A 15,419-nucleotide genomic window follows, 5' to 3' on the forward strand; every position below is an offset into this window, starting at 1 on the left:
GGCCGCTGACGTGTCTCATGGGAGGGGTCCGATCGCCGCTCCGGCACACCTCTCCCAGGTCGTTGTGCCAGGCTCTTTCCATGTGCCGCAACATCCGCCCCCTGAACAACTTCGCACCCCCGGCGACCAAGGATGAGGTTCGCGCCGCAGCTCTGCAGTACGTCCGCAAGATCAGCGGCGGCACCAAGCCCTCACAGGCCAACCAGGCGGCGTTCGACGCTGCCGTTGACGCCGTCACCGAGGCCAGCCGTGAGCTGCTGGACGCCCTCGTGACGACGGCGCCTCCCAAGGACCGCGAGGTCGAGGCAGCCAAGGCTCGGGCACGGTCCGCGCAGCGCTTCCCGAACGCGGGCTGACTTGTCCGAGCAAGAGATTCGCATCTCCGCAATCGGTTACGACGAGCGCGAGGTGCTCCAGCAGTGGTTGCGTGACGCCCGCCAGTGGGGGATCGATCCTGACGACCTGGACTCGGTGGCTCGGGCCTACGACGGCTATGTCGCCCGCGTGCTGGCGACCGATCCCGACGACCGCGAGGACCCGACGGCCGTCTGCACGATGATCGGTCTCGCGATGGGCGAGCACATCGCGCGCAACAGCCGGCTCCAGTGGCGGATCGTGACCGACGCCGAGGGCACTGACCTGGCGCTGTCGACGCCCGAGGAGAACGCGGTTCTCTACCCCGCGGATCCGGTCATCGACGCCTGGTCCGAGCAGCGCACCGGCTGGCTGTCGGGGTGGGTTCGTGACCTGCTGCGTGGCGTCAACGGAGCCACGGCGTGAGCATCGCCGCGCTGCTGCCGAGCGTCCGCCTGACCAAGCCGCAGCGGCTGCGTTCGGTGGCCAACTGGGTCAACGGCTCGACCGCGTTCGGCCTCGTGGTCGCCTCCGCTGGCCACTGCCACATCCGACGCGGCCCGCGCGGCCTCTGGCTGGCTGACGGCTATCGCTTCGGCTTCCCAGTGGCCGGTGCGTTCACCGTCGGCAACGTGCTCGTCACGGCGCACGAGTGGCCCGCACGCGTGGAGAAGTATCCCGACCTGCTGGGCCATGAGGAGCGCCACTCCTGGCAGTACGTCGTGTGTGGCGGTCTCCCGTTCATCCCGCTCTACCTCGCCTCGATGGGCTGGTCGGTGCTGCGCACCGGTGACCGTGCGGCGCGCAACGTGTTCGAGCGCGACGCCGGCCTGGCAGCGGGAGGCTACGACGACGCGCCCGTACGTCCGCTCGCCGTCTCCATGCGCGCGCTCCTGTCGAGTCGCCGCAGATGAGCGGACCGTACGACGCCCGCTCGCGTGAGCGGTGGGTCCAGGAGGACCCCGAGCTCAAGAGGGCGGACCGCGACGACTTCGCGCGTGACCGGGCTCGGCTGGTGCACTCGGCAGCCCTGCGCCGGCTGTCCCAGAAGACCCAGATGCACCAGCCGACCGTCGACGACTTCGTCCGCAACCGCCTGACTCACTCCCTCGAGGTCGCCCAGATCGGGCGCGAGTTCGGGGCTGCGCTCGGCTGCAACGCCGACGTGGTCGACACGGCGTGCCTCGCTCACGACCTGGGCCATCCGCCGTTCGGGCACAACGGAGAGACGGCGCTGGATGCCCTTGCGGCCGACTTCGGCGGCTTCGAAGGCAACGCGCAGACTCTGCGGCTGCTGACGAGACTCGAGGCCAAGCGCGCCCACGCCGACGGGCGGTCAGCCGGGCTCAACCTGACCCGCGCCAGCCTCGACGCGTCGATCAAGTATCCCTGGGCTCGCGGCGAGAGCCCCACTCCCACAAGGAAGTTCGGCGTCTACGCGGACGACGTCGACGTCTTCTCATGGGTCCGGGCGGACGTACCCGCAGATGCGCCGACGCGGCGTTGCCTCGAGGCTCAGGTGATGGACTGGTCCGATGACGTCGCCTACTCCGTGCACGACGTCGAGGACGCGATCGCCTCCGGCCTGGTCGACCTGCGAGCGCTGCGCTCCGGCGCTGTGGTCGAGGAGATCGCCGGGATCGCTCAGCGGCTGCATGCTCCTGAGATCGAGACCGAGGCTCTGACGGCAGCCCTCGGGCGAGCCCTCGAAGCCGGAGCGATGCCGAACGTGCACGACGGCACCCGCGGCAGCCTCGCGGCGCTGAAGGACACCACCAGCCGACTGATCGGCCACTTCGTGCAGACCGTCGAGGAGGCCACGCGCGAGCGGTTCGGCGGTGGTTCGTTGACGCGCTACGACGCCGACGTCGTCATCCCGGACGATGTCTGGGCCGAGTGCGTGATGCTCAAGGCCGTCGCGGCGCACTTCGTGCTCCTCACCGACACGCGTCAGCGGCTGCACGCCGACCAACGGGATGTCGTGATCGCGCTGTTCGGCGCCTACCGCGACCGACCAGAGCGACTGGACCCGATCTACGCGATGGACTTCGCTGACGGTGCAGACGATGCGGCACGGCTGCGGGTCGTGGTCGATCAGGTCGCATCGATGACCGACGGCCGGGCCATCGAGCTGGCGCAGGCCTGGACCTAGGCTCCGGGACGTGGAACTCAGCAACCTGACGCACCCGGTGATCGCCGCGCCGATGGCCGGCGGCCCGTCCACCCCTGCGCTCGTCGTGGCGGTCAACGAGGCCGGTGCCATGGGCTACCTCGCGGCCGGCTACAAGACCGCGGACGCTCTGAGTGAGGAGTTCGATCAGACCCGCGGTCTCACCGACCGTCCGTTCGGCGTCAACGTCTTCGTGCCGGCCCGACTCAACCGGGCACGCGACGAGGCGGCCGTGGACGCGTACCGTCGCCGGCTCCAGCCCCTGGCCGACAAGCTGGACGCGGTCATGCCCGAGCCGCGCTGGGACGACACCGACTCCTACGAGGCCAAGATCGCCCTCCTCGAGGAGGCCAAGGTCGACACGGTCTCCTTCACGTTCGGATGCCCGGCGCCCGACGTCGTACGTCGTCTCCGCGCCTCGGGCGCACAGGTCGTCGTCACCGTGACCGACACTGACGAGGCACTTGCCGCCGTGCGCGGTGGCGCGGACGCCCTGTGCGTCCAGGGTTCGCAGGCGGGCGGTCATCGCAGCACGCATCGCGTCGACGCGATCCCTAACGACCTGTCATGGCTCGACCTGGTGCGTGAGGTCCGCAGCGTGACCACCGTGCCGCTCATCGCGGCAGGCGGGATCGCCGACGCCCAGGACGTACGACGAGCTCTGGGTCTCGGGGCCGCCGCAGTCCAGGTGGGTACGGCTTTTCTGCTCTGCGACGAGGCCGGCACCAGCGCCACGCACCGGGCCGGACTGCAGGAGGCCACCCTCGAACGGTCCGCGGTCACGCGAGCCTTCTCCGGGCGGCCCGGCAGGGGAGTGCGCAACGCGTTCGTCGACGAGTACGACGCCCACGCGCCGAGCGTCTTCCCGGTGATCGACCAGCTGACCAAACCTCTCAGAGCCGCGGCGGCAGGCCTGGAGGACTTCCATCTGGTCAATCTCTGGGCCGGGACCCGTTGGCGTCAGGCCGAGCCAGGATCGGCGGCCGAGGTCGTCGGCCGCCTCGTCGGCAGCACGACCTAGACTCTCGCTCACCGGGAAGGAGGGCCGTGGCCGGTCGTATCAAGCTCGACGACATCGCGCTCGTCAAGGAGCGCGCCTCCCTGGAGGACGTCGTCCGCGAGCACGTGACGCTTCGCGCTGCCGGTCCTGGGTCCCTCAAGGGGCTGTGCCCCTTCCACGACGAGAAGTCGCCGTCGTTCAACATCCGCCCGGCCGTCGGCGCCTATCACTGTTTCGGCTGCGGCGAGGGTGGCGATGTCATCGAGTTCGTGATGAAGGTCGAGCACCTGTCCTTCACCGAGGCGATCGAGCGACTGGCGGGCAAGGCCGGGGTCGAGCTGCACTACGAGGACGGACCGCGCCCTCGTGAGGAGTCGATCGGGCGGCGTTCGCGCCTGGTCGAGGCGCACCGGGTCGCGGGGGAGTTCTTCGCTGCTGCGCTGATCGACTCCCAAGAGGCGAGGATCGCTCGCGACTTCCTTCGCGACCGCGGCTTCGACCGGGTTGCGGCTGAGACTTTCGGTGTCGGTTACGCGCCTCAGGGATTCGACCACCTCGCCAATCACCTTCGGAGCAAAGGGTTCTCGGCCGACGAGATCGTGCTCGGTGGTCTCGCCGGTCGCGGTCAACGCGGGCTGCTCGACCGCTTTCGCGGGCGCCTGATCTGGCCGATCCGCGACATCACGGGCGACACGATCGGCTTCGGCGCGCGTCGGCTCTTCGACGACGACCGGATCGAGGCGAAGTACCTCAACACCTCCGAGACGCCGATCTACAAGAAGACCCACGTCCTCTACGGCCTGGACCTCGCCAAGAAGTCGATCGCCAAGGACCGGCGTGCCGTCGTGGTCGAGGGCTACACCGATGTGATGGCCTGCCACCTCGCCGGCGTCGAGCAGGCGGTGGCGACGTGCGGCACGGCCTTCGGCGTCGATCACATCAAGACGCTGCGCCGCATCATGCGTGACGAGGCCGACCTGGCGCCGGCCCGCACGGTGTTCACCTTCGACGGTGACGCTGCCGGTCAGCAGGCGGCCATGAAGGCGTTCAAGGAGGACTTGCGCTGGGCCTCCCAGTCGTACGTCGCCGTCGCGCCCGGTGGCCAGGATCCTTGCGACCTGCGCAAGTCCGCGGGCGATGCAGCGGTGGTTCACCTCATCGAGGACGCCGTGCCGATGTTCGAGTTCGCGGCTCGCACGACGATCGCCCGGTTCGACCTGGAGACGGTGGCGGGACGGGTGGCTGCGATGCGTGCCGTGGCTCCGATCATCGCCGGCATCCGCGACAAGGCGCTGCACCGCGGCTACACGCTTGAGGTCGCCGGCTGGCTGGGCGTCGAGGACGACCAGCTCGCCCTGGAGGTGAGTCGCGCGGAGCGAGCACCGCGGCCCGAGCCGACCGACCGTCGTACGCCTGCCGAGGCGCCGCCGCCGGTCTCGGGACTCGAGGCTCCTGACCTGCGAGACCCGATCGTCGCGCTCGAGCGCCAGCTGCTCCAGGCGGTCCTGCAGTTCCCGTCGGCGTTCCCGTCTGATCAGCTGGAATCTATTGAGGCGCAAGCGTTCTCGGCGCCCGCGCACCGTGCGGTCTACGACGGGATGCTGGTCGCACGGACGTCCAACACCCCGGACCGGTCGGTCGCCTCGTGGGTCGACGCGGTGATCTCGGCGGCCACCGAAGTGGTGACTCCGCTCGTACGCGAGCTGTCCGTGGCGCCGCTGCCGACGCGCCTCAACGAGGGCACGGGCCGGCCCGATGACCGTTATCTCTCGTCGCTTGTCACTCGGGTCCAGGAGATCGGGCTCAACCGGCAGATCAGCGACGCCATGAGCACGCTTCGTCGAATGGATGGCACCGACCCTGATCGCACGCGAGCCATCTCGCACGCCCTCAACGACCTGCAGGTGCAGCTGGCGCGCTTGCGTGCCAACCAGACCTGAGCCGCGCTCAGGGGAGAGCCGGGCGACGTCGTACGGTGGCGGCATGAAGTTGCTGCCTGGTCGCCGTACGACACTCCCGGACCCTGTGGAGCGCGGCCTGGACCTGGGACGAGGAGATCGGCCCATCGCATGGGCGATCGATGACAACACCGATGTCCATGTGATCGCGACGACGCTGCACATCGCGTCCGTAGCGGCCGACGGCACACAGCGGGTGAAGCGGCCGTGGCACCTCGTGGACGCCGGTCAGTGGAATGCCGACACCTGGACGCTCTCGGTCACCTGGATCGACAAGGCCCGGGCGGCGCAGTGGTCGTTCCGCGAGCAGGACACCAGGCTCCCGGAGGCCTTCCGCGAACGTGTCCAGGCAACCGTGGTGGTCTCGGAGCCCTTGGGGCTGACCGGTGCTCGTCGATCGGGCCGGGTCGTGCTGCGCCGCGACCTGTCGACGCAGGATCTCCTGGTACAGCCCGTGCTCGGTCGCGGCACGCCGGCGGACGACCCTGAGGTGCAGGCCGAGGTCGCTCGGATCAGTGCCTATCTCAAGGAGCAGGCGGGCCTCTGACGGGCCATCGCGGACGTCGGTCGACGGCCGCCGATCTCGGTTTCATCGGACCCCTGGTCCTTTGCTACAGTTGCCGTCGCGCCTCAGCGAGGCGCCCTTCCCCTGTAGCTCAATTGGCAGAGCATTCGGCTGTTAACCGGAGGGTTGTTGGTTCGAGTCCAACCGGGGGAGCAGAAACGGCCTCTGACCTGCGGAAACGCGGTCAGGGGTCGTCTCCGTTTCTAGGGCGTTACCAAGATTGTTACCGAGCTCGTGCCTAGAGCAGCGCAGCAAGGTCGGCCTTGTCTCCGTGCAGCGACCGACCCAAGTACGTGCGAGCCGTGAACGCTGCGTCCTTGTGGCCCAGTTGGTCAGACACCCGCTGCACAGGCTGGCCCGCCTCGGCAAGGCGCGTCGCGACGGTCTTGCGCAGGGAGTGCGAGCGTGCCCACGGATGGCCCGCCCGGCGCATCAAAGTGGTGAAGGCCTTTGAGCAGTTGGACGGGTCCCATGGCGCCTCCGGCTCGTCCAGTCTGGGCGCTGAGAACACCAGGCCGACTGTGCCCTCGCGCGCCGCGCGCTCGCTCATGCGCTCCCTGAGCCAGTTCGGCAGAGTGAGCGTTCGCTGTGCTGCATCAGTCTTTGTGCCTGGCACCTCAACGCGGCCGGTCTTCAAGTCCACGTGTTCCCAGCGGATCGACAGGGCCTCGCCGATGCGCACGCCAGTGCCAGCGAGGAAGTGCGCGAGGTCGGAAACGGATCGACGCAGGCGCTCCGTGCCGTAGTGCAGGCCGGGCGCCGCTGCATAGCCATCGCTGTCCGCGAATGCGAGCACCGCCGCTTGCTCCTCGGCGGTGAACGCGCGGGAGGTGTCGCGGTCAGTCTCACGCTTGGCGCGGCCGGACGTCACAGGCTCGACCTGTCGCAGCTCGTTCGTTGGCAGCACGCGATAACGAACGCCGCGCACGAGGACAGCGGACATGACAGCCTTGGCGTGCTTGACTGCCGAGACTCCGCGCTCATCTGCGACCCATTGCAGCCACCGCTGCAAGCGCTGTGCGTCGTTCACCTGTACCAACGTGAGCGCGCGAATGGGGGAGTCCTCACCTGCGACACAGCGACGGTACGCACCCTCGTACTCGGCAACCGTGCGCGCGGACAGGCGTGCACCCTCGCGGCTCATCTCGTCCAACCACTGACGGCAGGCGTCGACGACCAACGTGCGGCCAGTCAGGTGCGCGCTCTCGCCTGCCAACCGTTCTCGTATCTCCTGGAGCGCAGCGCGTTCTGCGGCGATCTTGGTCGGTGCACGCTTGGAGACCTCGCCGATCACGCCACTGTGGTCTCGGTAGCCGATGCGAGCGCGGTAGCCGTCCACCTTGCGCGTGCCCTTAGGTAGCGTCCGCCACTTGCCGTCGACGTTCCGCAGCGGCGTCGTCGTCACCTCGCCATGCTCCCCAGGCGCAAGGGCACGCCTACTCATCGTCGCCCGACTGGGCGAGACGCTTACGTGCACCGGCGGCGCGCGCCTTGCGCAGTTCGTCCATGCGGATTGTGTCTAGGTCGCGAGCCTTGGCGAGACGAGACTTGGCGGTGCCCTTGGGGATGCCCAGCCGCTCGGACAACACGTTGAGGGGTTCGTCCTCGCGTGCTCGCACAAGGGCACGAGACGCCCGGAGAAGATCTCGGTAGTAGTCATCGTCCCCTCTCGGCTGCCGTCCTATGAGTGCGGCCACGGCTCGCTGAGCGTCCGCCTCTGCCTGCTGTCGCCACTTGGCGAATCTTCCTGTGCCGTCTACCTGTTCGAGCAATCCGCCGAGGCGAGACTCTATGCGTCGCATCACGCCGGAGTTCACCCCGCGACGTCGGACGTCGTCCGGTGCATCGTCCGGGACGGTCACCGTTAGAGACGTAATGACGGGTGCCTCGCCGTCCCGCGCGTCCACGGTCACGCTCACGTCGAAGTCCAGTACGCGCTCACTCAAGTTCCGTTTAGCCATGCCCAGAGCATAGCAGGCCGATCGGACAGGACCGACCAACTCGGCCAGGTTGACAGATGGTTCGATTACATGGCACTGTTCGGCTGTCGGGATCACCGGCACCACACAAAGGGAGGCGAAAGCCCAACTGAGAGAGAGGAACTGACACATGGAAGAGAGCAATCGACACCTGCGACCGGCTGACCTGGCGACGCGCTGGGCGTGCTCGGTCGCCACGCTGGCGAACAGGCGCAGTGCAGGCAACGGACCGACATACCTGCGGATCGGCGGCCGCGTCGTGTACCGGCTGGCTGACGTGCTGGCGTACGAGACGGCCAACGCCCGCGAGGCCGTCGCGTGAGCGGCCCGTCGTTCGTCGCAGCATGGAGACGCGTGCTCATGGACCACGGCGTAGGGACCGGCCTGCGCTGCGGCGACGTGAACGTCGGACTTGCCCTGGCGAAGACCGCTGAGCCCGAGGATGGCACCCGCGCGCGGCTCCGAGGACGTGCCCTGGAGTCGTTTGAGAACACGCAGCTTGATGTTGCGGAGTCGCTTCGGAACCTGGTTGCGTCTGGCTGGGCCGAGAAGGTCAACGCGACGAACCCCAAGGTGACGGCCCGCCACAACCTCACGGTGCCAGCGTCGATCCTTGGACGGGACGCTGCGTGAATGACTTTCAGCGGCAAGAGAACCCGCGCGCTGAGCGGCAGTCGAACCTGCGCTCAAACCCGCGCGCGGAACCAGACGACGATCGGAACCTGCGCGCGAATCGGGACCCGCACGCGGTCATGCTGCCGCGCTGGCTCTGTTGCAACCCGACGGTCTGGCTGTCGGCAGTGGAGGAGAGCATGGCCCACCCGTCGCGGAAGCGGCTGGCCGCATCCTTCGTGTCTGGAGCCTTCGACGCTACGGGCTTGCAGGTCCGTGGCAAGGCCGCATCAGTCATCGCTAAAGACGCTGGACAGTCCGAGGCGTCAGCCAAGCGGTTCCTTTCGTGGGCTCGCCAGTCTGGGTGGATCGCTCGCACCGGACACGGCGTCGTGTTCAACGAGGGGATGCGAGCCACACCGCTCTATCAACTCCGGACGCCAGGCGACGTGCGCGCCGTCCCTAGGGAGCTGTTGGAGCAGTTCGCCTGGACTTTGAGCGCGAACTGGAGGGCGAACGCGGGCTGGCGAACTACTTCAGCGACGCCACCACCGGAGTGGGTAACACCAAAAGTGACCCATACATCTCTAGTTACCTACGAAGCCCTGGACGCGGCCTAGCGCGCCGAATCCAGTATCAGCCTCCCGCGCACCGAGTGGGCTCCGCCCACCACGTGCAACGGGACAGCTCACGCAACAAGCCGATGCGTCGGGCGAGGTCAAGGGTCAGGGCACTGCTGCAGCGCTCTGACCCTTCAACCTGCCGCCGCCAACATCGGGCCGGAAGGCCCGCCATGCACCCGCGTTCGGCATCCTCACTCTGCCGCTGCGCTGGCGAGCGGAGTCGTTCGAGTGGGTGACCGGAGGTCACATGCGCGCGGAGAGCAGGACCAGCAAGTCAGCAAGGAACCAACACCCAAGGGCGACGTCACCAGGGTGTCGCCCGTCTCATAGATAGGAGTCCATCAGATGGCTACCAAGAGCAAGACCGAGCAGCACATCGACGCGGTCCGCAAGGCAGACGCGGACCTCGCAGGACACAACGCCAAGGCGGAAGCCATCGAGCAGGACGCGCGCAGGCGCGCCCACGACCTGCGCCGGGCTCACGACGACGCAGCCGTCGCCGTTGAAGAGATCAAGTCCGCTTTCCTCAGCGGCGACGACAGCCACAGCGCAGCCGACTTCACCCAGGCCAAGTCCGAGCTCGACCGCTGGTCCCTGCTCGCTCAGGGCCACGAGAGCCGCGCCAGCGCCTACGTCAAGCGGCGCAAGTGCACCGACCGCGACGTTGCCGAGCAGATCGCAGACGCGTTGGCAAAGGTCTATGACGGCAAGGTCGCCACGGTCGGAACCGCAGCCTCAACGTCAGCACCGGAGACCGCGGCGCTGCCTCTGATCGTCGTGCAGCAGACGGCGCCGACCGCAGTGCACTTCAACCCGCTGGGCCTTGAGGTTGCAGGGCTGGCAGAGACCAGCATCGAGGTCAGATATCACCGCTCGCCGCTGTTCGCAGCCTTGAGCATCGATGCCATCGCTGAGCCGCTCGCCGACGCTGGGGTCTTTCCCAAGACCGCTGGCCAGGGCTGGGTGCCAGTCAGCGTCTCGACCTCGGGGGACAGCAACGGCAACGTCGTTGACTCAGTCAGCCTGTCCGTCGTCGCAGAGCCGACTATGCCGACCATCCGCGAGATCGACCTCGACGCGATCAAGCGCGAGGGCATGAGCGTAGCCATCGGCAACGCCCTGATCGACGCCAAGGTGACGCGCCGCACGGGCTCGGTGGACGAGGGCGCCAAGATCGTCTCCGAGACGTTCGACGGCGACCAGCGCACTGCCGTCGTCAAGGTCTGGTGTGAGATGCACTACCGCAGCGCACAGCCCGACTACGGCAACAGCTCAGGCAACGTGTCGGTCGAGTACCTGCGCCGCGCCAACAACGGCTCTCTCAAGGAGTATCCCGGTGGTCTCGGCGCGCTGGCAGCCGACGCCGCGCTCAGGATGCCGGGCATGTTCGTTGCCGGTGGCGGTCGCATCGCAGCGGCCAAGCAGGCAGGTGTCAAGGGTGGCCCACCCAGCCACAGCTACGGGCACAAGATGGCGTTCGAGATGACGTTAGTCAGTCGCACGAAGTAGGACACTGCCCCGACGGGGCACCACCAGCGCCTGCGCCATCACGTCGGGTCGCACGTCCGCTGCAACACGTCGAAACGGTGCCCCTTCGGGGCACGCGACACCGCAGAACCCAGCACGCGACGACAAGAGGCCTCCCCTTCGGGGGAGGCCCTTTCGTCGTTTCGGAGCAGGACCCTTTGGCACGTGCCGAAAAGGCCATGTCTTGCGCCCAGGAATGGCCGATTGTGAGCAGTCGATGCGAGCCAGGTTCCGCGGAACGGCGCGGCTCAAGCCCCTGAGTGACGCTCACAGACGGACCCTGGAACCTGCGCGCAATCTCAGCCGCTATACCCAGGCGGTCCGGGAAGCCGAGGGCGAGGGGTCACCCCCCCACCCCGGCTGACGCGCAGTAGCGCTGGACCGGCGCGGTTCAGTCCGACACGGTGATCAGGTGTGACCGTGATCCCTGAGCCACCTGTTCCAGGATCTCCGATTCATTGTCCGACGTAAGGACACGGTCAAGGACGAGCAACGCGGGAGGCTCGTTGTGCAGCTCTGCGTAGGCCGCCAGTTCGTCGCCGACCGTGGTCGACGTCACGGGACCGAACGAACCGGTCACCTCCACGCCTCTTAGCGCAGCCACGACCTGAGCAAAGCGCGGTCTGTCAGCGCATCTCAGCCGCTCGATCTCTACTTCGGGTATGCCGGTCACGCACGCTGCGAGGGTCAGAGAGAAGTTGTACGAGGACCCTTGCGGACAGATGTAGAGAGTTTCCATTTCGGACCGAATCGCGACCCGCTTAGCGAGGATCGAGGCCGATTCGACGGTCCGTAAACGGGATGTGCGGGACTGCCCAGAATTCGTCGTAAATGTGCATGTAGCCATTGGTTCCCTCTCGCTCGGTGATCGTGCGTGGAGGGTGCGATCGTGCTGGAACGAGCTGGCAAATACCCAGAACTGCTCGTACCGAGTCCCGACCGGCGTAGGCCATGCTGGCTGTCAACCGACTCCTCGTGTTGGAGCCAAGTTCATGGGTCCTAGCAGCCGGCCAGGTCATGGGCGCCGTGGACGAACGCGGACCAAGGAACGCGTGTGCCGATGAGCGACGGAAGCGGGCGGAAGTGACAAGGAGTCCCTAGGCGGTACGGACCACGGTTGTGCGCCGCCCAGCCAGAGCGCAATGCTGGTGGGCCGGATCGAATCGGACTGGGCCGCAACAGGATTAGCCGCTAGGGATGGATAAGTTGGCGGGCCAAGCGCTCGAACGTGGCAAGCTTAATGGCGAGGTCGGCGCGCGCGTGTGTCAATTGCTCCCCAGTGACTGCCATCTCCTTCGGCACTGCCTTGCCAGACGTCTCTATCGCGAGCGTCATGACGCGGAACAAGCAACGCGTCGCCAGCTTCATGCCGTCTGTGGCGACTTCATGCGCAGCTAGAGCGGCTCCTTCGTCCGCGAGGAGCGCAACGACAGCCGCAAGTTCCGACAGTCGCCGACCAGTCGCCCAGGGGCCGTACACCTCCTCGATCTCGGCGGGCGCAGGAATGACGCCGACGCCGAAATGCGAGGCGGCCGGCCTTGTGCCGATCTCCTCGGCTCTGGCCAGGACGCCCGTAACCTCCCTTGTGAATTCGTTGATGGCGGCGACTCGCTTCTCGCGCAATAAATCCTCGACCTCGTGGGCATGCGCATTGTTCGCAGCAACATGTGCCGCTTGGGCTGACATCTCAGCAGTCCTGAGTGTCGTCTCCGCCGACTTCATCGCCGATCGGGCGGACGCTCGCGCTGCAAACAATGCGCCGACCGCGCCAAACACGCCGCCGCCCCAGCCCGCCAGTACAGCTGCCCACCCTGCGTCCATCTCCGCATCCTGCCGCACGTCGCGGTGTACGCGCTCGGTGGTTCGACGAAGCCCGACCGCAGAGGGTGGGCTTCGTCATGCGTCGGGCGAGGGCTGGTGCCGAGAGTTGTAGCCGTCAGGCCCGGACTCCTCTTTCAAGGGCGTGACGACCCTCGCATCGGCGAGCCAGGAGGTCACGGCCTGGAGGCCGGTCCACCGTGTCAGCTCATCATTGCTGAGGACGCCTTCGCGCCGACGGACATCATGACCCGCGACCGACCGTCGATGCTGGGATGATCCGGCTCTCTACCGACAAGGCCCGGCACGGCACCCGCAGGAGTGGCAGGTGCTCGAATTGTCCAACGACAAGAAACTCGACCCGGAAGGCCCACGGCCCAGACCGACCCGCGCCGCTCGCCGGACGGGGTCGCTGAGGTGGCCGACATTCAGAGGGCCTGGGCAAAGGCGCTGCTCACGCAGGGCCAGCCAGGCGGTGCTCCTCCGCTATGGCTTGGACTCCACAATGGAGGAAGGCGCCAACACCCTCGGCATCGCCCGGCAGGTATTCGCGCGCACGGCTCACCGAGGCATCGATCTGCTCGGTGAGTTCCTGAACGGAAGGCCCTACGCGGAGGCCGCCGAGTCCGGCGCCGCATGACCTAACAACTGCAAACGCACTATGCCCCTGGCTCCTCATCTGGAGTCGGGGGCTCTTTGCGTTCCTAGAGCGTCAACAACACACCGAAGGCTAGTGCGATTGCGCTTATGGCCATGCCCACGGTCATCCTCTGGAGGTATTTATCGTGAACGAAGGCATACCGCAAGATGGCTCGGGGGCTGTTCTCGGGCAGGTCTTGACGACAGCGGAAGTCGGCGATCCGGTCGACCGTCTCGATCCTCTCCGGCTTACCACTGGTCACGAGCCGGATGGAAATGGACTCACCAGTCTTGAGCAGGAGCGGCGACAGACGGACTGATCGAGCCTGTCGGTTCAGCGTCGCCACGGCGGCGGGCTCGGCAATCCAGATGGCCTTCTTTCCCAGCTCTGGTTGCGTCGGCAGCGTCACGCCAGGCGGAAGGTCGTAGCCAACGATGGCGATTGGGTTGCAGCCCTCAAGGCTCCAGCTGATTTCTCCCGACCTCGCGAAGTGCTCTGGCGATAGGTCGCGGTTCCGGCCCGAGTTGCGAAGGCGGATCTCAACGAGCCACGGGTTGGCGACAGGCGCCTTGTTCACGATGACCTCAACCTCGACTTCACCGCTTGAGGCAGCCGCCTTGTCCACGATCGCCGACACCTTGGTGGTGACCGCCAGCCGCCCATGATCCTTGCGCCGCATCTGCCAAACGGTGAAGGCGATGCCAAGCACACCGATCGCCAGGCCCGCCCACCCCAGCCACTCTTGCACGCCCACGCGAGCACCCCCTGACCCGCTAAATGCGAGTAGCGAAACTCTAGCGTCGGGACACGGCGAGCCGCACCGGAATGCCGAGCGGCAAGGTGCAGTAGTGCGATCCGTCTCATGCCGTGGCTACACGCTGGACTGCAAACGCACTATGCCCCTGACTCCACTCCTGGAGCCGGGGGCTTCTTGCGTTTCCCACGAGGGGCTTCTCTAGTCGATCGTCTTCTTCTCTGCCGCGCGCGCATCCAGAACGCTCCGCACCTGGGCGCGCGCCTCCTTGCCTGGCGGCCCGTCAATGCCCTTGGTCCTTGGCATCCTGTCCAGGCCGCGGAGCGCCTCCTGGGCCAACTGATCCCTCTCGAACAGCCACGGCCAGTCTGGGGCGATCTGGCCCTTCGCCTCGGCCTTTGCGTCGTTCAGCCGCATGTCCACAAGGCTCAGCAGGCCGTGACAGGCGGCAAGCCGCAGGCTCCTGTGGCGCTTGCCGAGGGCCGCGAGGAGGCAGATGTAGGCGGTTTGCTCGCCCGTCGTCACCCGCCCCTCGCCACCGATCGCGACCCGCCCGTAGGCGTGCGCAATGAGTAGCTCGAACTGCTTGGTCGTCTCAACGTCTCTTCGGAGTCGGAAGTCTCGAAAGGCGACCCAGGCAGTGAAGGCGACGCCGAGCACGGCTATGGCGGCGACGATGATCGGCGTTAAGTCGATGCCCCACGCCTGCGATATCGCCGTCAGGTCCATGCCTCGCAGTATGGCGATCTGTCGCACGGTCCCGCCTACGGTTGATGGAATGAGCCACGCCTTTAAGCTCCACAGCCCGCCGCCGCGAAGCCCGCACCGCGCCAAGTGCGACGGCAGGTCCGAGCGGTCAACGCACGCCGCGCCAACGAGGCGGTGCGGGAGGAGGCCCTGCGCAAGGTCGACGGCGACAAGAGCCGGCTGTGCATCGAGGACGAGCACACGGTCTGGATCGGTAGGAAGCGCTGCGTCATGGCGATGCCCGCACGAATGGCACGGACGTGCCGCGATCTACGCCACGACCGCTAGGGCCGATCGCAGACAAGTCATGGGCAGTTCTCCCGGTGCCGCGAGGTGTGCACCAAGAACGGCTGGGGCGTGGTCGCGCTGGAGTCCGATGACGGTGTCGCGTCGAACGCTCACAAGCCTGGGCTCGACCGCATGCTCGACCTGGCGAGAGCCGGTGAGATCGACCTCGTGACGATGGAACTGGGTCGGCTGACCCGCGACCTGGCCGACCTCGGTCACATCGTGGACTTCGCCAACAACACCGGTGTCACGATCGTCTTCGCAGTCAACGGGCTCGACCTCAGCTCCGAACAGGGCAGGGCCGACACCATCCGCCTCCCGGGCATGGCGACCGCGCTAGAAGACACGTAGCCCGCCAGGTAGGTAAGAATCGGAGGGCGGCCA

The 15,419-nt window shown here is 67.1% G+C and carries 18 protein-coding genes, 1 tRNA gene and 1 pseudogene; 14 read left to right on the forward strand and 6 right to left on the reverse strand.

Annotation, left to right across the window (positions count from 1 at the left end; translation table 11 throughout):
* Window positions 1-80: 80 nt before the first annotated feature.
* The 8 genes from VV02_RS13040 (at window position 81) to VV02_RS13075 (ending at window position 6,200) form a co-directional block, all read left to right on the forward strand.
* On the forward strand, window positions 81-356 hold the full coding sequence (locus tag VV02_RS13040) for a DUF2277 domain-containing protein (RefSeq protein ID WP_052592043.1): 276 nt from the start codon (window positions 81-83) through the stop codon (window positions 354-356).
* A 1-nt stretch (window position 357) separates the two neighbouring features.
* Window positions 358-780 carry a DUF3806 domain-containing protein gene (locus tag VV02_RS13045; protein WP_052592045.1) on the forward strand — a complete coding sequence of 141 codons (423 nt, stop codon included), beginning with the start codon at window positions 358-360 and terminating at the stop codon, window positions 778-780.
* Window positions 777-1,268, forward strand: coding sequence for a hypothetical protein (locus VV02_RS13050; protein ID WP_245633069.1), 492 nt, complete (start codon window positions 777-779; stop codon window positions 1,266-1,268). The genes VV02_RS13045 and VV02_RS13050 overlap by 4 nt, the downstream gene beginning before the upstream one ends.
* The gene (locus VV02_RS13055) at window positions 1,265-2,506 is read left to right on the forward strand and encodes a deoxyguanosinetriphosphate triphosphohydrolase (protein ID WP_052592047.1); all 1,242 of its coding nucleotides are present in this window, start codon (window positions 1,265-1,267) and stop codon (window positions 2,504-2,506) included. Before VV02_RS13050 ends, VV02_RS13055 begins: the two co-directional genes overlap by 4 nt.
* Window positions 2,507-2,516: 10 nt before the next feature.
* Window positions 2,517-3,545 (forward strand): NAD(P)H-dependent flavin oxidoreductase, encoded by a 1,029-nt coding sequence (locus VV02_RS13060; RefSeq protein ID WP_245633070.1) that lies wholly within the window; start codon window positions 2,517-2,519, stop codon window positions 3,543-3,545.
* A gap of 26 nt (window positions 3,546-3,571) precedes the next feature.
* Window positions 3,572-5,464: a DNA primase gene (dnaG, locus tag VV02_RS13065; RefSeq protein ID WP_052592048.1), complete on the forward strand. Its 1,893-nt coding sequence runs from the start codon at window positions 3,572-3,574 to the stop codon at window positions 5,462-5,464.
* A 43-nt stretch (window positions 5,465-5,507) separates the two neighbouring features.
* Window positions 5,508-6,029, forward strand: a complete 522-nt coding sequence (locus tag VV02_RS13070; protein WP_052592049.1) for a hypothetical protein — start codon at window positions 5,508-5,510, stop codon at window positions 6,027-6,029.
* Window positions 6,030-6,127: 98 nt separating this feature from the next.
* Window positions 6,128-6,200, forward strand: a tRNA-Asn gene (locus VV02_RS13075).
* A gap of 85 nt (window positions 6,201-6,285) precedes the next feature.
* On the opposite strand, the gene VV02_RS13080 is transcribed toward VV02_RS13075, so the two are convergent.
* Together VV02_RS13080 and VV02_RS13085 are read right to left on the reverse strand one after the other, a co-directional pair.
* Window positions 6,286-7,452 carry a tyrosine-type recombinase/integrase gene (locus tag VV02_RS13080; RefSeq protein WP_052592051.1) on the reverse strand — a complete coding sequence of 389 codons (1,167 nt, stop codon included), beginning with the start codon at window positions 7,450-7,452 and terminating at the stop codon, window positions 6,286-6,288.
* A gap of 31 nt (window positions 7,453-7,483) precedes the next feature.
* Window positions 7,484-7,966: a hypothetical protein gene (locus VV02_RS13085; protein WP_157063397.1), complete on the reverse strand. Its 483-nt coding sequence runs from the start codon at window positions 7,964-7,966 to the stop codon at window positions 7,484-7,486.
* Window positions 7,967-8,156: 190 nt separating this feature from the next.
* On the opposite strand from VV02_RS13085, the gene VV02_RS13090 reads away from it, so the two are divergent.
* The 3 genes from VV02_RS13090 to VV02_RS13100 all read left to right on the forward strand — a co-directional run bounded on the left by VV02_RS13090 (window position 8,157) and on the right by VV02_RS13100 (window position 10,770).
* The gene (locus VV02_RS13090) at window positions 8,157-8,348 is read left to right on the forward strand and encodes a hypothetical protein (protein WP_052592055.1); all 192 of its coding nucleotides are present in this window, start codon (window positions 8,157-8,159) and stop codon (window positions 8,346-8,348) included.
* Window positions 8,349-8,386: 38 nt separating this feature from the next.
* Window positions 8,387-8,659 carry a hypothetical protein gene (locus VV02_RS13095; RefSeq protein ID WP_052592058.1) on the forward strand — a complete coding sequence of 91 codons (273 nt, stop codon included), beginning with the start codon at window positions 8,387-8,389 and terminating at the stop codon, window positions 8,657-8,659.
* A 947-nt stretch (window positions 8,660-9,606) separates the two neighbouring features.
* A complete protein-coding gene (locus VV02_RS13100; RefSeq protein WP_052592060.1) occupies window positions 9,607-10,770 on the forward strand; it encodes a hypothetical protein in 1,164 nt (387 codons plus the stop codon).
* A 409-nt stretch (window positions 10,771-11,179) separates the two neighbouring features.
* Here the strand turns inward: VV02_RS13100 and VV02_RS13105 are convergent, their stop codons facing one another.
* A complete protein-coding gene (locus VV02_RS13105; protein WP_157063398.1) occupies window positions 11,180-11,461 on the reverse strand; it encodes a hypothetical protein in 282 nt (93 codons plus the stop codon).
* A gap of 518 nt (window positions 11,462-11,979) precedes the next feature.
* Window positions 11,980-12,609: a hypothetical protein gene (locus tag VV02_RS13110; protein WP_052592064.1), complete on the reverse strand. Its 630-nt coding sequence runs from the start codon at window positions 12,607-12,609 to the stop codon at window positions 11,980-11,982.
* Window positions 12,610-13,111: 502 nt separating this feature from the next.
* Between VV02_RS13110 and VV02_RS27345 the strand changes: the two genes are divergently transcribed.
* Window positions 13,112-13,246, forward strand: coding sequence for a hypothetical protein (locus VV02_RS27345; protein ID WP_281177306.1), 135 nt, complete (start codon window positions 13,112-13,114; stop codon window positions 13,244-13,246).
* A 64-nt stretch (window positions 13,247-13,310) separates the two neighbouring features.
* Here VV02_RS27345 and VV02_RS13115 read toward each other — a convergent pair whose 3' ends face one another.
* Window positions 13,311-14,000 (reverse strand): hypothetical protein, encoded by a 690-nt coding sequence (locus VV02_RS13115; protein WP_052592066.1) that lies wholly within the window; start codon window positions 13,998-14,000, stop codon window positions 13,311-13,313.
* Window positions 14,001-14,201: 201 nt separating this feature from the next.
* Complete coding sequence (locus tag VV02_RS13120; RefSeq protein ID WP_052592067.1) at window positions 14,202-14,729, reverse strand: hypothetical protein; 528 nt, start codon at window positions 14,727-14,729, stop codon at window positions 14,202-14,204.
* Window positions 14,730-14,834: 105 nt separating this feature from the next.
* Here VV02_RS13120 and VV02_RS13125 point away from each other — a divergent pair, with 105 nt between their 5' ends.
* Window positions 14,835-15,035: a hypothetical protein gene (locus tag VV02_RS13125; RefSeq protein ID WP_052592068.1), complete on the forward strand. Its 201-nt coding sequence runs from the start codon at window positions 14,835-14,837 to the stop codon at window positions 15,033-15,035.
* A 27-nt stretch (window positions 15,036-15,062) separates the two neighbouring features.
* Window positions 15,063-15,386 (forward strand): annotated as a pseudogene (locus VV02_RS13130) (recombinase family protein); the annotation flags it as partial.
* Between the last annotated feature and the right edge of the window lie 33 nt (window positions 15,387-15,419).

This window comes from Luteipulveratus mongoliensis (genome assembly GCF_001190945.1).
Classification (GTDB): domain Bacteria; phylum Actinomycetota; class Actinomycetes; order Actinomycetales; family Dermatophilaceae; genus Luteipulveratus; species Luteipulveratus mongoliensis.

Coding starts and splice junctions, on each gene's coding strand:
- VV02_RS13110 (WP_052592064.1), bottom strand. CDS start 12,609: ATGGACGCAGGGTGGGCAGCTGTACTGGCGGGCTGGGGCGGCGGCGTG.
- VV02_RS13120 (WP_052592067.1), bottom strand. CDS start 14,729: ATGGACCTGACGGCGATATCGCAGGCGTGGGGCATCGACTTAACGCCG.
- VV02_RS13055 (WP_052592047.1), top strand. CDS start 1,265: ATGAGCGGACCGTACGACGCCCGCTCGCGTGAGCGGTGGGTCCAGGAG.
- VV02_RS13095 (WP_052592058.1), top strand. CDS start 8,387: ATGGACCACGGCGTAGGGACCGGCCTGCGCTGCGGCGACGTGAACGTC.
- VV02_RS13040 (WP_052592043.1), top strand. CDS start 81: ATGTGCCGCAACATCCGCCCCCTGAACAACTTCGCACCCCCGGCGACC.
- VV02_RS13100 (WP_052592060.1), top strand. CDS start 9,607: ATGGCTACCAAGAGCAAGACCGAGCAGCACATCGACGCGGTCCGCAAG.
- VV02_RS13070 (WP_052592049.1), top strand. CDS start 5,508: ATGAAGTTGCTGCCTGGTCGCCGTACGACACTCCCGGACCCTGTGGAG.
- VV02_RS13090 (WP_052592055.1), top strand. CDS start 8,157: ATGGAAGAGAGCAATCGACACCTGCGACCGGCTGACCTGGCGACGCGC.
- VV02_RS27345 (WP_281177306.1), top strand. CDS start 13,112: ATGGAGGAAGGCGCCAACACCCTCGGCATCGCCCGGCAGGTATTCGCG.